The sequence below is a fragment of the Mycobacteroides franklinii genome, assembly GCF_002013895.1.
GTDB lineage: Bacteria > Actinomycetota > Actinomycetes > Mycobacteriales > Mycobacteriaceae > Mycobacterium > Mycobacterium franklinii.
In genome coordinates this window covers 72,123-86,614 of record NZ_MAFQ01000013.1, presented here as the reverse complement: position 1 = coordinate 86,614, position 14,492 = coordinate 72,123, and the positions used below count along the sequence as shown (strand labels likewise).

At 64.0% G+C, this 14,492-nt stretch carries 16 protein-coding genes; 9 read left to right on the top strand and 7 right to left on the bottom strand.

What is annotated here, in order from left to right:
• Positions 1-4: 4 nt before the first annotated feature.
• Both B4393_RS21270 and B4393_RS21265 read right to left on the bottom strand, forming a co-directional pair.
• Positions 5-418: a tautomerase family protein gene (locus B4393_RS21270; protein ID WP_078335770.1), complete on the bottom strand. Its 414-nt coding sequence runs from the start codon at positions 416-418 to the stop codon at positions 5-7.
• Positions 409-1,389 (bottom strand): NAD(P)H-dependent flavin oxidoreductase, encoded by a 981-nt coding sequence (locus tag B4393_RS21265; protein WP_078335769.1) that lies wholly within the window; start codon positions 1,387-1,389, stop codon positions 409-411. The genes B4393_RS21270 and B4393_RS21265 overlap by 10 nt, the downstream gene beginning before the upstream one ends.
• 130 nt (positions 1,390-1,519) lie before the next feature.
• On the opposite strand from B4393_RS21265, the gene B4393_RS21260 reads away from it, so the two are divergent.
• Positions 1,520-2,233, top strand: coding sequence for an AAA family ATPase (locus tag B4393_RS21260; RefSeq protein WP_078335768.1), 714 nt, complete (start codon positions 1,520-1,522; stop codon positions 2,231-2,233).
• 10 nt (positions 2,234-2,243) lie between these two features.
• On the opposite strand, the gene B4393_RS21255 is transcribed toward B4393_RS21260, so the two are convergent.
• Positions 2,244-2,681 carry a MarR family winged helix-turn-helix transcriptional regulator gene (locus B4393_RS21255; RefSeq protein WP_078335767.1) on the bottom strand — a complete coding sequence of 146 codons (438 nt, stop codon included), beginning with the start codon at positions 2,679-2,681 and terminating at the stop codon, positions 2,244-2,246.
• A 104-nt stretch (positions 2,682-2,785) separates the two neighbouring features.
• On the opposite strand from B4393_RS21255, the gene B4393_RS21250 reads away from it, so the two are divergent.
• Positions 2,786-4,339 (top strand): MBL fold metallo-hydrolase, encoded by a 1,554-nt coding sequence (locus tag B4393_RS21250; protein ID WP_070937553.1) that lies wholly within the window; start codon positions 2,786-2,788, stop codon positions 4,337-4,339.
• Here the strand turns inward: B4393_RS21250 and B4393_RS21245 are convergent.
• From B4393_RS21245 to B4393_RS21230, 4 genes are read right to left on the bottom strand one after another with little or no spacing between them, the layout of a single operon-like run.
• Positions 4,336-4,794, bottom strand: coding sequence for a nitroreductase family deazaflavin-dependent oxidoreductase (locus B4393_RS21245; protein WP_078335766.1), 459 nt, complete (start codon positions 4,792-4,794; stop codon positions 4,336-4,338). The genes B4393_RS21250 and B4393_RS21245 overlap by 4 nt on opposite strands.
• Positions 4,795-4,841: 47 nt before the next feature.
• Positions 4,842-5,663: a DUF5718 family protein gene (locus B4393_RS21240; protein ID WP_078335815.1), complete on the bottom strand. Its 822-nt coding sequence runs from the start codon at positions 5,661-5,663 to the stop codon at positions 4,842-4,844.
• 5 nt (positions 5,664-5,668) lie between these two features.
• Positions 5,669-6,925 carry a serine--tRNA ligase gene (gene serS / locus B4393_RS21235; RefSeq protein WP_078335765.1) on the bottom strand — a complete coding sequence of 419 codons (1,257 nt, stop codon included), beginning with the start codon at positions 6,923-6,925 and terminating at the stop codon, positions 5,669-5,671.
• Between the two features lie 42 nt (positions 6,926-6,967).
• On the bottom strand, positions 6,968-7,405 hold the full coding sequence (locus B4393_RS21230) for an ankyrin repeat domain-containing protein (protein ID WP_070937556.1): 438 nt from the start codon (positions 7,403-7,405) through the stop codon (positions 6,968-6,970).
• A gap of 85 nt (positions 7,406-7,490) precedes the next feature.
• Between B4393_RS21230 and B4393_RS21225 the strand changes: the two genes are divergently transcribed.
• The 7 genes from B4393_RS21225 (at position 7,491) to poxB (ending at position 14,468) form a co-directional block, all read left to right on the top strand.
• Positions 7,491-9,188: a septum formation family protein gene (locus B4393_RS21225; RefSeq protein WP_078335764.1), complete on the top strand. Its 1,698-nt coding sequence runs from the start codon at positions 7,491-7,493 to the stop codon at positions 9,186-9,188.
• Between the two features lie 25 nt (positions 9,189-9,213).
• Entirely contained in the window at positions 9,214-9,564 is a 351-nt protein-coding gene (locus B4393_RS21220; protein WP_078335763.1) for a metallopeptidase family protein, read from the top strand.
• Between the two features lie 145 nt (positions 9,565-9,709).
• Positions 9,710-10,081 (top strand): PE family protein, encoded by a 372-nt coding sequence (locus B4393_RS21215; protein WP_070937559.1) that lies wholly within the window; start codon positions 9,710-9,712, stop codon positions 10,079-10,081.
• A 3-nt stretch (positions 10,082-10,084) separates the two neighbouring features.
• Positions 10,085-11,125, top strand: coding sequence for a PPE domain-containing protein (locus B4393_RS21210; protein ID WP_078335762.1), 1,041 nt, complete (start codon positions 10,085-10,087; stop codon positions 11,123-11,125).
• A complete protein-coding gene (locus tag B4393_RS21205) occupies positions 11,122-11,865 on the top strand; it encodes an ESX secretion-associated protein EspG (protein ID WP_070937561.1) in 744 nt (247 codons plus the stop codon). Before B4393_RS21210 ends, B4393_RS21205 begins: the two co-directional genes overlap by 4 nt.
• A 332-nt stretch (positions 11,866-12,197) precedes the next feature.
• Positions 12,198-12,629: an ester cyclase gene (locus B4393_RS21200; RefSeq protein WP_078335761.1), complete on the top strand. Its 432-nt coding sequence runs from the start codon at positions 12,198-12,200 to the stop codon at positions 12,627-12,629.
• A gap of 99 nt (positions 12,630-12,728) precedes the next feature.
• Positions 12,729-14,468: a ubiquinone-dependent pyruvate dehydrogenase gene (gene poxB, locus B4393_RS21195; protein WP_078335760.1), complete on the top strand. Its 1,740-nt coding sequence runs from the start codon at positions 12,729-12,731 to the stop codon at positions 14,466-14,468.
• The last annotated feature ends 24 nt before the right edge of the window (positions 14,469-14,492 follow it).

The following is a 14,492-nucleotide window of genomic DNA, read 5'->3' as shown; positions in this document are numbered from 1 at the left end:
TCAATCACGCGCTCGCGGCGGCAGGCACGGCCAGCTCGCCGGTGATGTACTGCGCCGCCCCGAAGCCGAAAGACCAATCCTGCGGCCCGTTTTCGCTGATTGCCACGAACAGATCGGCGCCGTCCACATCGACGACGGCAAGCCTCTTGGCCACCTCGGCGAAAATCCTCTGCTTGGTCTCGGTGGACCTGCCGGCTTGAGTGAAGATGTGCACGATCACCACCCGGCCCGACCGCTGAAATCCCAGCCCGGCGTCTTCAGCGATGATGTCCGCCGCATCGTGTGCGGTGATGATCTGGAATCGGTCTCGCGCAGGGATTTTCAACACCGCCACCAACGCGTCGTGCACGGCGTCGGCAATGGCGCGTTGCTCCGCACGGGACCGGTCCGAGGTCAGCTCGATACGTACTAGTGGCATGTCTTGGCTCCTTGATATGTCGGGTTGATGGCGGCGGCCTGCGCCACCATGGAATGAACGATGCCAGCGGCACTCTCGATATGACGTACTCGCCCGATGCCTTCGCCGACAATCACATTGGCGATGCGGTATTCCTCGGCAGTCACACCCGCCTGGTAATCGGACCGGGCCTGGTCGAGATGCTCAGCGAGCTCGGCCTCGTGATCGTGCCACTTCTCGACGAAGTCATTGCGCAGCACCCTGCCGCTGTACGGGCGCGGCCAGTCCTTGCCGCGCACAATGTCATAGACGTGCTGGCGGATGGTGCCGTCGCCATCGACCTGAAGGGCGTATTGCTGGGCCGCCCGGGAGATCGCCGCTTCCTGTGCGGCCCAGAACCGGGTCCCGACCAGCACACCGTCGGCGCCCAACGCGAGCGATGCCGCCAAACCGCGCCCATCGGTCACTCCGCCCGCCGCCAACACCAGCACCTGTGGCGCGGTACTGGCGACAAGGTCCGCGATCTCGGGCACCAGGGTGAACGTTGAGCGTTGCCCTTCCCCGTGTCCCCCCGCTTCTCCTCCTTGAGCGGCGATGACGTCGGCGCCCACCTCAATGGCCCGCAGCGCCTGCTGAACGTTGTGCACCTGGCAGATCAACGGCACACCGGCCGCCCGGATGCGGGGTGCGTAGGGGGCCGGATCCCCAAACGACAAAAAGATCGCGGCGGGATCTTGTTGCAGCGCAAGGTCCAGGACGTATTCGTTTCCCCGCAGGGTCCAGGTGATGAATCCGCACCCCACCGCAGCGGTCACCCGCTCGAACTGCTGGCGAACCCACGCCTCGTTTGTGTAGCCGCCACCGAGCAGGCCGAGCCCACCCGCGGCGCTGACGGCACTGGCAAGACGCGCATCGGCGACGTCGTCCATGGGCGCGAGGACCACCGGATGCTCGATGCCGAAGTGGCGTGTCAGCCGTGTTTTCAGGGTCATGCCTCAACCGTAGAATCAAGAGAAACCGCAGGTCCAACGGTTTCTAACGATAGCAGCGTTCTCCAATTAAGAATGCTTGTCACTCAAGATCCCGATTCTCGAGAACACTACTTCCCGATACCATCGAGAAGTGATCCTGCGTCAGATCGCGATCAATCGTGAAAAACAGCCAGATGCTTGGTATTTCGAGATTCCCGCGATAGCCCAACTCGCGACCCAGCCGCTGCGCTTGACCGCCGGTGTCACCGTGATCGTCGGCGAGAATGGCTCGGGCAAGTCCACCTTCCTGGAGGCGCTGGCATCCTCGTGGCATTGGAAATTGCCCGCCGCGGTCAAACATTGGGGCGCACGCCCCAGCGGTGAAGACACCGACCTGCACTGGATGTTCACTCTCGACGCCGAGCATCCCCGACCCACCGGAGGATGTTTCTTACGTGCCGAAGCAATGCATCAGCTGTTCACAGCCGTCGACGGGCGCACCCCGGAACAGATCTTCGACGGCAGGCTCAACGAGCGCTCGCACGGCGAGTCGTTTCTGGCCTTCCTCGCCGAGCGGGACATGGAGCGGGGATTGTTCATCCTCGACGAGCCCGAGGCCGCACTGTCCTTCACCTCGTCGCTGCAGCTGATGGCGATGCTCGACGCCGTGGTCGCCGCAGGATCTCAGGTCATCATGGCCACCCACTCCCCCGTGCTCGCGGCATTTCCTGGCGCCACCATCCTGGAGTTCGGGGAAGATGGTGTGCAGCAATCCGATTGGAACGACCTGGAGATGGTGGGGCACTGGCAGCGTTTTCTTTCCGACCCACGCGCCTATCTGCGGCACTTGTTCGAGGCCGAGTGAACCGACTGGACTAGCCGGATTGTGCGGCCATCCGGCGGGTAAGGCCCTCGAGAATCCTCGCGGCCTCGACGAGAGTCCGCTGCTCGCCAGTCGGCAACGTGCTCAGCCACGGATCGAGCACACTCTGCCGCTGCGCACGCATGGCGACCAGCGCCTCCCGGCCTGCCTCGGTCAGCTTGATGCGCTGCGCACGCTTGTCGGTTGGGTCGACCCGGCGCTCGACATACCCGACATCCTGCAACCGCTTCAACTGCACCGTCATCGTGGGCTGGCTGCAGTGGTCGGCCTGCGCCAGGTCGGAGATCCGAGCATCCTCCATCTCGCCGACGAGCGCGAGAAGCCGCGCCTGCCCGGTGGGCACAGGCAGCTCGGCGTGGCTGGACACCCAGCGGTTGAGCCGCGCGATCACGGTAAGAACGTCGGCAGTGACGCCATCGGTGGTGGACACACACGCAATTTTACGTAGGTTTTCTATACAAGGGTATTACGGCGTATTTTCCTGCGGCTTACGCACCTTTTTGCACGGTAATCGCAGCTCGATAGGCTGGGGCCATGCGAGTCACCAGTGTCGGCCACGCCGGATTCTTCATCGAGACGGCGGCGGGCAGCATCCTTTGCGACCCCTGGGTCAATCCTGCCTACTTCGCCTCCTGGTTTCCGTTCCCTGATAACAGCACCCTTGACTGGGACCGGCTCGGCAACTGCGACTACCTCTACGTATCGCACCTACACAAGGACCACTACGACCCGAAGAACCTGACCGAGCACGTCAACAAGGACGCGGTGGTGCTGCTGCCCGACTACCCGGTGCCCGATCTGAAGCGTGAGCTCGAAGGACTGGGATTCCACACGTTCGTGGAGACCGAGGACTCGGTGAAGCATCGAGTGAGCGGCCCCAAGGGTGATCTGGACATCATGATCATCGCGCTGCGGGCGCCGGCCGACGGACCGATCGGTGACTCCGGCCTCGTCATTTCGGACGGCTCCACCACTTGCTTCAATATGAACGACGCCCGCCCCGTCGACCTCGATGTGCTGGCCCAAGAGTTTGGGCATGTCGACGTGCACATGCTGCAGTACTCGGGGGCCATCTGGTACCCGATGGTCTACGACATGCCGGCCCGCGCCAAGGAGGCCTTCGGCACCCAGAAGCGACAGCGCGGAATGGATCGGTGCCGTCAGTACATCGCGCAGGTGGGTGCCACCTGGGTGATCCCATCCGCCGGGCCGCCGTGTTTCCTGGACGCGGAGTTGCGCGACCTCAACGACGACCATGGCGATCCGGCGAACATTTTCCCGGACCAGCTGGTGTTCCTGGACCAGATGCGCCAGCACGGCCATGACAAGGGCCTGCTGATGATTCCCGGTACGGTCGCGGATTTCACTGGCTCGGAACTGAATTCGCTGGAACATCCGGTGTCCGACGAGGAGGCCGAACACATCTTCGGCGCAGGCAAGGCCGCCTACATCGAGGAATACGCCCAGCGAATGGCTCCCGTACTGGCCGCCGAGAAAGCGGCCTGGGCACCCGCCGAGGGCGAACCACTACTCGGGGCGCTGCGCGCCAAATTCGAACCGATCATGGCGCAAACCGATCAAATCTGCGACGGCATCGGCTATCCCGTCGAGCTGCGCATGGGCGACGAGACGGTGGCCCTCGACTTTCCGAAACGCATTGTCCGTGAACCGATTCCCAATGAGAAGTTCCGCTACGGTTTCGGGATCGCGCCCGAGTTGGTGCGTACGGTGCTCCGCGATGACGAGCCCGACTGGGTGAACACCATCTTCTTGTCCACCCGCTTCAAGGCTTGGCGCGTGGGCGGCTACAACGAGTATCTCTACACCTTCTTCAAATGCCTCACCAACGAGCGCATCGCCTACGCCGACGGCTGGTTCGCCGAGGCCCATGACGACAGTGCCTCGATCACGTTGGACGGCTGGGAGATCCAGCGCCGTTGCCCGCATCTGAAGGCCGACCTATCGAAATTCGGCGTGGTAGAAGGAAAAACCCTCACCTGCAACCTGCACGGGTGGGACTGGAATCTGGAGACCGGCCGCTGCTTGACCTCCAAGGGTCACGAGCTGCGGTCCAAAAAGCTGGGCTAGCGCGGCACCAACTCGAACATCGGGATGACCCTGTCGACGCGCGTTTGGTAGTCGCCGAAGAACGCATGCTTGGCCACCAGCGCAGGGAACATCTCGTCACGTTCTTCTGAGTTCAGCTCGCGCACAACAGCGTTGTAGATGTTCGGCACCACCTCGACGATCACCTCGGGATGGGCGCGCACGTTGAAGATCCATGCCGGTGGCCGTTCCTGTCCGCCATTGGATCCCACAATGAACCGGCGGCCCCGATGTTCGAAGTACCCCAGGGGTGTCGGCCGCTCGATCCCCGACTTCGCGCCGGTGATGGTCACGATGAGTACCGGCATCTCGTCGTCGGGCACTCCCGGCAGCCTTCCGCCGTTCTCACGGAGCAGCCGGATCATCCGGTTATTGTGCTTCTGCACACCGTTTTCAGAAAGTTCCCGGTAGGTATCCGAGGTCACGCCTTCGGTCATGCCCCGACGCTAGCGTGCCCCCGGCGGCGCAACTCCGCATGTCCCATCTAGCGGACCGTTCGTACCCGCTGTCGCAGCTCGGACGCCTCGTCGGAGCCGGTACCGTACACCCGCACCACAGCCTCATCGCCCGCCTGCAGGTATGTGGATTCACCCAGCGCCGTGTACCTGGTCGCCCCGATACCGATCAACACGTGCTCGGGGTGCCCCGCGGCCACCATCAGGGCACCCACATCTTCCAATGGCGTATCCGGGGAGCCCTTTTGGTTGTCCAGACGCTCGGTGATCCAGTCCAACAGCACCTCGCCGTAGTACGAGTATCCGAGCAACGGGCTGTCGACGCCATACTCGTGCTCCTGGCCATCGGCGGTGTGCAGGTGGCAGTTGAGCCGCAAGGTGGCAGTAGGTCCGTCAGGAGTCAGGTCACCAATCTCAAAGAACTGTCGTGCAACACCTTTGGATGCCGCACCCCAGTTCTTCTTGTGGCTGATCTTGGGGGCATTGGGCCGACGGATCGAGCAGTCGTTGAAGGCGCCCAGCGCAAACGGCTCCAGCGAGGCGACGACGTCGCCGCGCCAATGCACCCGGCATGCCAAGCCCACCTCGGGTTCGATCTGCAGGTTCAGCGGCGTGTCACTCTCGGGCAGCACCGTCTCGTCCTGCGAGAGCGGGAACTGTCCCAGGAATCCCTCGTCGCCCGGTACGTACCAGGGAAAGATTCCCTTGGGCGCGGATGTCCCGGCGGGGGTATCCGTGGCGACGTTCACGAAATCTGCCGACTCCCCCGCCTGTTCGAGATGACCGGCGAAGTTCCCGGCCACCCCGAAACCGAACCAGCTGCGCAGTTCGTTCAACTCGACGTCGAACATCTTGCTCATTTGGGCTCCAGCACTTCGGTTCCGACGAAGGGCACCAACGCCGCGGGCACGCGGACGCTGCCATCAGGCTGCTGGTGGTTCTCGAGGATCGCCACCAACCACCGGGTGGTGGCCAGGGTGCCGTTGAGGGTGGCAGCGGTCTGCGGCTTACCGTTTTCGTCGCGGTAGCGCACGGCCAACCGCCGCGCCTGGAACGTGGTGCAGTTAGAGGTGGAGGTCAACTCACGGTACGCCTGCTGTGTCGGCACCCACGCCTCGCAATCGAACTTGCGCGCCGCCGATGAGCCCAAATCGCCTGCCGCAACATCGATGACGCGGTACGGCACGTCGATGTGAGCCAACATCTCCCGCTCCCAGCCGAGGATCTTGGCGTGCTCGGTCTCGGCGTCTTCCGGCTTGCAGTAGACGAATGCCTCCACCTTGTCGAACTGGTGCACCCGGATGATGCCGCGGGTGTCCTTGCCGTAGCTGCCGGCCTCGCGGCGGAAGCAGCTGGACCACCCCGCGTAACGCAACGGACCTTCGTTCAAATCGAGGATCTCACCAGAGTGGTAGCCGGCGATGGGCACCTCCGAGGTCCCTACCAGGTACAGATCGTCCTCTTCGAGGTGGTACACCTCGTCGGCATGTGCACCCAAAAATCCTGTGCCGCCCATGATTTCGGGCTTCACCAAGACTGGCGGGATCAGCAGGGTGAACCCGTTGGCCACCGCGGTCTGCACCGCCAACTGCAGCAAGCCCAGCTGTAGCAGCGCGCCGTACCCGGTGAGGAAGTAGAACCGTGCACCGGAGACCTTGGCGCCGCGTTCCATGTCGAACAGGCCCAGCGATTCACCCAATTCCACATGGTCCCTGGGGTTCTCGATGGCGGTCGGCTCACCCACCAACTCCCGCAGCACGAAATCCTGCTCGCCTCCGGCGGGGACACCGTCGATCACCACGTTGCTGATCGCCTTATGCGCCTCGGTGAACGCGGCATCGGTGACCACCTGCTCGGCCTCGGCCGCCTTGACCTGCGCGGCAAGTTCGGAGGCGGCTGCCAACAGCGCCGGGCGCTCCTCGGGCGTCGCCTGGCCTACCTTCTTACTGGCGGTCTTCTGTTCGGCACGCAACGTATCGGCTGTTGATATTGCCGCCCGTCGTGCCGTATCGGCGTCAAGCAGCACCTCGACGAGTGCCGGATCCTCGCCCCGGAGACGCTGCGAGGCACGCACCGCGTCGGGGTTTTCGCGCAGGAATTTCAGGTCGATCACCTGCTGAACCTTACGTGGGGGCCAGAATCCCCGGCCAACCCATTAGGCGCCGAACAGGCTCAGGTACTCGTCCTTGCCGAACATCCGCGCCGCGTCGAGCGCGGAGGGTGTTCCCGCGGTGGGATCAGCGCCCGCGTTGACCAGGATCTGGACGATGTCGTCGGAGCCCTTGAACACCGCTCCTGCCAGCGGAGTCTGCCCCTTGTCATTGGCGCGGTTGACGTCGGCTCCGCGCGCTATCAGCGAACGCACCGTCGAGGTGTTCCCGTGGTAGGCGGCCAGCATGACGAGGGTGTCGCCTGCCGCATTCGTCAGATCCACTGGCGCGCCGGAATCCAGGTACGCGGCCAGGGTCGACGCATTGCCCTCTCGGGCCATATCGAACAGCTCATGGGCGAGCGCCGCGACCTGCTCGGCAACACGGGCCTGATGCTCGGCCTCCCCCGCCTGATCCTCCGGGTTGTCACGGTCAGGTTCCATCGTTGTCACAGTGTTCAATCTAGCGGCGCATGCGGACAGCATCGCTCGGCTAACCCACACCGTCACCTGTAACAATGACTGCAGTATGAGTGACGAAGCCGAACCCACGCCGAAGGTCGAGCGGGACGACTCCACCCCGGAAGAATCCGCCAAGGACGAGCTGGGCACCGACACATCCGGAGACTCCGACGTCGAGTCACCGGACTCTGCCACGCCATCCGCGGAATCGCCGGAGACTGCCGCCTCACCTGCGGTCGATGCCGAGACCGCCACCGAATCCGTCGACGCCGCAGAGGCGCCGCAGACGGAAGCCCTGGAGCATCCCGCCAGCGAGCATCCCGACACCGCGGATGCCGACGCGCCGGTCGCCGGGGAATCCCAGGGCGAACCCCCTAAGTCCGCCAAACCTCACTGGTGGGCCGGCCTGAAGGAAGGGCTCAAGGAGCGCTCTACCCACCGTGCGCTGCTCCTCGTCACCTTCGGCGGATTGTTCATCGCGGGCATCACCCAGGCACTGCCGGACGGCTGGACCTCCGCAGATCGCCTGGTCAACAGGATCGATTCCAACCCGGTGCCGAGCACCGGCGCCCCGGGTAACAGCACCTTCAACTCGGCGAAGGCCGGTGAGTGCCTCAACTGGCCCGCGCCCGCCTCCACCAACGACGTCAACGTCGTCGACTGCGCGAACGACCATCGTTTCGAAATCGCCGAGTCCATCGACCTACGCACATTCCCCGGCACGGAGTACGGGCCGAACTCACGACCACCCACCGTCGGACGCATCCAGGAAATCAGCCAGGAGCAGTGCCAGGTTGCCATCAACCGCTACCTTGGCGATCGCTACGACCCCAACAGCCGATTCACCATGGGCATGCTGTGGCCAGGCGAAAAGGGCTGGACCGAGGCAGGAGAACGTCGCGTGCTGTGCGGGCTGCAGCTCCCCGGCGCCGACAACCAGCAACAGCTGTTCCACGGCAAGGTAGCCGAGCAGGATCAGTCGAAAATCTGGCCGGCCGGCACCTGCCTGGGCATCGACTCGACAACAAATCTGCCCACCGAACTCCCTGTGGACTGCGACAAGGCTCATTCCATGGAAATCACCGGAACGGTGAGCCTGGCGGAGCAGTTCCCGGGTTCGGTCCCGCCCGAGCCCGACCAGGACGTGTTCATCAAGGACAACTGCACCCGGTTGACCAACGAATACATGGGTAATCCCGACGGATTCCGGGCCACCACGCTGACGCTGTCCTATAACACGATCACCTTGCCCAGCTGGACCGCCGGCAGCCGCCAGGTCAGCTGCAATATCGGCTCCACGCTGGGCAATGGTGCGTGGTCGACTCTGGTCAACAGCGCCAAGAGCGGGCAGCTGTTGATCAACGGCCAGCCGCCGGTACCGCCGCCGGACATCCCCGCCGATCGGCTGAACCTGACCCCGATCCCACTCACCACGGCACCGGCTCCCACTCAGCAGCCGACCCAGACTCAGCAACCCACTTATACGCAGCAGCCCACGTATACACAGCAGCCGACGCGTACTCAGCAATCCACCCAACAATCGACTCAACAGCCGACTCAGCAACCGACAAGGAGCTCGGCGCCGCCGACGTCGTCCGCGGTGCCGAGCCCCGGTAACCCTCCGGGCATCACCATCGTGACAACGCTGCCTCCAGGTGCGGGTCCGCCACCGCCGCCCGCGGGTCCGCCGATGGACGGTCCGCCCATGGAAGGTCCAGCTCCGGGCCAGGCACCTGCGGGAGCGCCGCCACCCGGGCCGGCCTAGCCGTGCCGATGTCGGATGCCGTCTGATGCCCGTCGAGATGAGCGAGCAACGGTTCGAGGAGTTGGTGTCCGATGCTCTTGACGCCGTGCCGCAGAAGCTCGCCGCCGCCATCGACAACGTGGTGGTGCTGGTCCAGGATCGTCATCCGGAGGATCCCGAGCTACTCGGGCTGTACGAGGGGATCGCGCTGACAGAGCGCGACAGCTTCTATGCAGGGGCACTGCCGGACACCATCACGATCTACCGCGAACCGTTGCTGGAAATGTGTTCCAGCGAACATCAGGTGATCGATGAGGTCACGATCACAGTGATCCACGAGATTGCCCACCATTTTGGTATCGACGACGACCGATTACACCAGCTGGGCTGGGGCTAAAGGGACGGTTGAGGTTTGCTGGAAAAAAATCCAAAAATCTTGGAGAATGATGGAACCAAATAGAGGGATCCGCCGTCCATCTCTAGTGAAAGGGCAAAACTGCCCTTAGGACGACGTGAGACAAGTGGGGGAAAGGGGACAGAAGATGGCTGACGTACCGGCGCCCGCCCAGCGTGAGGAGATCCGCTGGGACCTGGCTAACCAGCCGGGAACTGTTCTGCAGGTCGATCCGGATGTGATGAAGGATGCCGCCACCGAGTACGACGCGATGGCGCAGCGACTGCAGGAAGCTCTCGACAAGCAGCTGGAGACGGCCAAGTTCGGCTCGGCGGGCCGCGACGAGGTGTCCACCGCGGTGGCGCACGCCTCGGCGAAGACCAACGAGAACTTCGAGAAGGTTGCCAAGGACGGCATCGAGCAGCTCAAGCGCATCGCCGAAGCACTCCGGCGTAACTCGCAGGCGTTCGTGGACCTCGAGCACCACAACGCCGCCCGTATCAATGGTGTGGGGGAATAGATCATGACCGGATTCACTGGCGTCAACTGGGTGGCCCGCAAAGCGAAGAAGCTGGCCCTTGACCTGACCACTGGTGCAGGTCCGACACATGTCGTCGACAGCGCGCTGGCCTGGCAGGAGATCAGTGCCGCGTTTGCCGAGGTGCACGAAAACAGCACGCGGGTCGGCGAGAAGCTGATGGAGGGGTACCGCGGACCTCGCGCCGAGGAGGCGCTGACCAAGCTGAACCCGTTCACCGATTGGCTCGACAAGATGGCCGGGCTGACTCAACAGGTCAGTGACACCTCCAACACCTACGCCGAGTCGTATGGCACCGCGGTTCTCGACATGCCGCACATCAACGACCTGGCGCAGTTGGAGAAGGCCAAGGCCGAGGCGTTGTCGGCAGGCGGAGCGCTGTTCGGGCTCCACGCCACCACCGAGGGCATGGAGCAGGGCCTGGACCTTCAGGCAGCTAAGGCCATGGAAACGTACGAGTCGGCCAGCGAGCCCGCGGCCAAGGTCGTCGAGTTCCCGCAGGCTCCGGAAGTCATCAAGTACCCCGAAGAGAAGTCGGAAGCCAACAGCGGCAACACCGGTGTCAGTGCTGCCGGCGTCGGCCTGTCGGAGATGGGCCCGAGCCCGTTGAGCCCCGACTCGGTACCTGGTGTGCAGAGCGCCCGCGCGGCAGCCATCTCCATGGCAGGCAACCCGGCCGCCGTCGGCGGCTCCGGTGTGGGCATGGGCGGTATGGGCGCACCGATGGCCGGGATGATGGCGGGCGGCGCACTGGCTGCTTCCGCCGGCAAGGGCATCAAGGTCGGCGGCAGTGTCAACAAGAAGGATGAAGACGAGGACGACAAGGATCTCACCGCCATCGGCGCCACCGGCGTCTTCATGGGTGACGAGAGCAAGCCTGTCGAACTGCCGGACATCCTGACCAACAAGTCGGGTACCGACAAGGTTCCGGACTTCGAAAACGTTGACGCCTCATCGCTCTTCGAGCGCGGCGGCTCCAAGGGAGCAGTGGCGCCTCCGGTCCTCGGCGCGAGCGCGGAGCTGTGACCGTCCGCCTGGACTTCGACGAGCTGGAGCTGACCCGCGAGATCACCGGCAACGACCTCTTGCCGGTTGTGCTGGCCGCCGGTCCCCGCCACGAAGACGAAGTCGAACATCGAGACGCCCTGGAAAGCGCCCGGACCCGGCTCAAGGAACGCAACCTACTGAAGGGCGAAGACCTTCACCCAACCCTGCGCGACATGCTGACCTCTGCCAGCAAGGCCACCGGTCAGGTTGCCGTGCGCCGCTGGGCGGGATCGCAGATGCTGCGCCTGTGCCTGGTCGAGCACGGTGAGGCGTACGTGCTGCTGGTCAATGATGGCGAGGGTGTGGCCATGCGATCGGTGACCGGTTCACTCGGCGCCGAGCTGTGGCGCTATCTCGGGGATGCCACCCCGCTGAAGTTCGGCTCGATCAACGCACCCGCCGAGCAGCTGGCGCTGGCCCTGAACTCCGAGCCTGCGGATATGGCACGACAGCTCATGTCTCTGGGCGCCACCAAGGCCGACGCGGTCACCGTCGCGAAGGCAATGGCTCGCCGCGGTGCGATGACGGAGATCACCGCGATTCGTCGGGTCGACGGCATCACTGACCGTGCACCCGGCGGAGTTGCGGTGTATGACACGGCATTTGGACGAATCATGGCCACCCCCAGCACCTCCACCGACGGTGCACTGTGGGCGACGTTGACTCCCGCGACACCGCAGCGGATGACACACGCGCTCAAGAGCCTCGGCCTGGAATAGGCCGGACAGACCACCCAGCAAGCCACTGCAGTGGCCTGCTGGGGTGCGCCAAGTCGGCCTTGCCACGTTTCAAGGGTCTGCATGAACACAGGCGTCGACTGATGGAGTTCGACTGGCCCCATCCAGCGGCGCCCCTCGTTCAACCTCGACGCCTTCACTTCGCCGCTGTCCGCGAAATACGGCCTTCACACCTGCAGACTCGACACCGACAGGATTCGTCCACCAGTTCCCGAAGTGCCACGCGGAGTGGCAGCTTGTGGAATACCCGGACCGCAGTCCGGTTGTAATGGTGCAGACGGCCGCAGTCGGGGCCTATGAACGGGAGCAGACACATGAGCGACAACGACGCGGGTGGGCGGGCCAAGGAGATCGTCCGGCGCAACACCGAACAGGTACAGGGACAGGGCGACTTCGAGCTACTGGAGACGCTGTTCGCGGACGATTTCGTGGACCACACTCCACAACCGGGAACGACCCCTGACAAGCAAGGCGTGCGGGTGCTCTATCGGCGGTTGCGCGACGCATTTCCCGACTTCCACCCCGAGATTCATTGGCAGACAGTCGATGGCGATGTGGTGACTACCTTCAAGACCTACCACGGAACGCATCGCGGTGCGTTCCTCGGCATCGAACCGACGGGCCGCGTCGTCCAGTTCGACACCGTCGACGCGATGCGTGTGCGGGACGGACGGATCGTCGAACACTGGGGCGTGGCCAACCTTTATTCCGTGGTGCACCAACTCGGCGGCCGTATCGAGACGTGATGGCTCGGAGGCATCACGTCATCCGGCTCGCTAGCATCCGATAGTGAAGAGCCGATCCATCCCAGCCGCCGACGCGGCTCGACCGATTCGGAGCACACCATGGCACGCACCGTCTCTCAGCTCATCCTCGAAACAGTCAAAGCTGTTGGTGTTCAACGTATTTATGGATTGCCCGGCGACTCCCTGAACGGCTTCACCGAGGCACTTCGTCGCGATGGCACCGTGGAGTGGGTCCACGTACGACACGAGGAGTCCGCTGCATTCGCGGCCGGGGCCGAGGCGGCTCTGACCGGAAACCTCGCGGTCTGCGCCGCCAGCTGCGGCCCCGGGAACCTGCACCTCATCAACGGCCTCTTCGATGCCCATCGCAGCCGGGTCCCCGTGCTCGCGATCGCATCGCACATCCCCAGTGCCGAGATCGGCAGTGGCTACTTCCAGGAGACCCACCCGCAGGACCTGTTCTCCGAATGCAGCGTGTACAGCGAGTTGGTCAGCAGCGTCGAACAGTTGCCGTACGTCCTCGACATCGCCATCCGCGCCGCCCTCGACCAACGCGGTGTGGCAGTCCTGACAATCCCCGGCGACATCCTCAGCGCCAAGACGGATGTAGCGCCTCCATCAGCCCCCATCGTGGCCGGCATCGGCACCCGGCTACCCGATACAGCCTCCCTGGAGCGCGCAGTACAGGTGCTGAACGGATCAAACGCAGTCACCATTCTGGCCGGAGCGGGATGCGAGGGAGCACACGAGGAGCTGCTGGCCGCCGCGCGCATCCTGCAGGCGCCCATCGTGCATACCTTGCGCGGCAAGGAATTCGTCGAGCATGACAACCCGTACGACGTCGGGATGACGGGCCTACTCGGATTTCGCTCCGGGTACGACGCCCTCGAAGACACCGACGTGCTGCTCATGCTCGGGACCGATTTCCCGTATCGCCAGTTTTATCCGCCGAAGGCCACCGTCATCCAGCTCGATATCCGCGGCGAGCACATCGGTCGGCGTGTTCGGGTCGACGTCCCTCTCGTCGGTGCGGTGAAAGAGACTCTTCAGCACCTCAACTCGGTCTTGCCACCGCATTCGGACAGCAGGCATCTGGATCGTGCGCGGGAGAACTACACGCGCACCCGGGCTCAGCTCGACCGATTGGCGGTGGACGACCGCAATCAAACACCGGTGCGCCCGGAACTCGTCGCCCGCAGCATCAACGAGTTGGCGGCTGATGATGCCGTCTTCATCGCCGATGTCGGCACCCCCGTCATCTGGGCAGCGCGATACCTGTCGATGAATGGCAGCCGTCGCCTACTCGGCTCGTTCAATCACGGCAGCATGGCCAATGCGGTGCCGCAGGCAATCGGCGCACAGGCGTCTCATCGTGACCGCCAAATTGTCACCCTTTCCGGCGACGGCGGGCTGACGATGATGCTGGGGGATCTCATCACGCTGACCCAGTCGCGGCTGCCCGTCAAGATGATCGTCTTCAACAACGGCGCGCTCAGCTTTGTGGAGCTGGAGATGAAGGCGGCAGGCATCGTGAATTACGGTACAGCCCTGGATAATCCGGTGTTCGCCGACGTCGCGAAGGCACTCGGGATCCACGGCATCCGGGTCGAACGCCCGGATCAGCTGGATGCTGCGTTATCGGAAGCGTTCAGCCACCCGGGGCCCGTACTCGTGGAGGTGGTCACCGCCCGTCAAGAACTGTCGATTCCACCGACCATCACCGCCGCACAAGTCGCGGGATTCTCACTGTGGGCCACCCGAACCCTGCTGTCCGGGCGTGGCGACGAGCTCATCGACCTGGCCAAGACCAACCTTGGTGCACGCCTGCGCCGCAAGTGACGCGGAAGCCAAAAGATAAGGCCA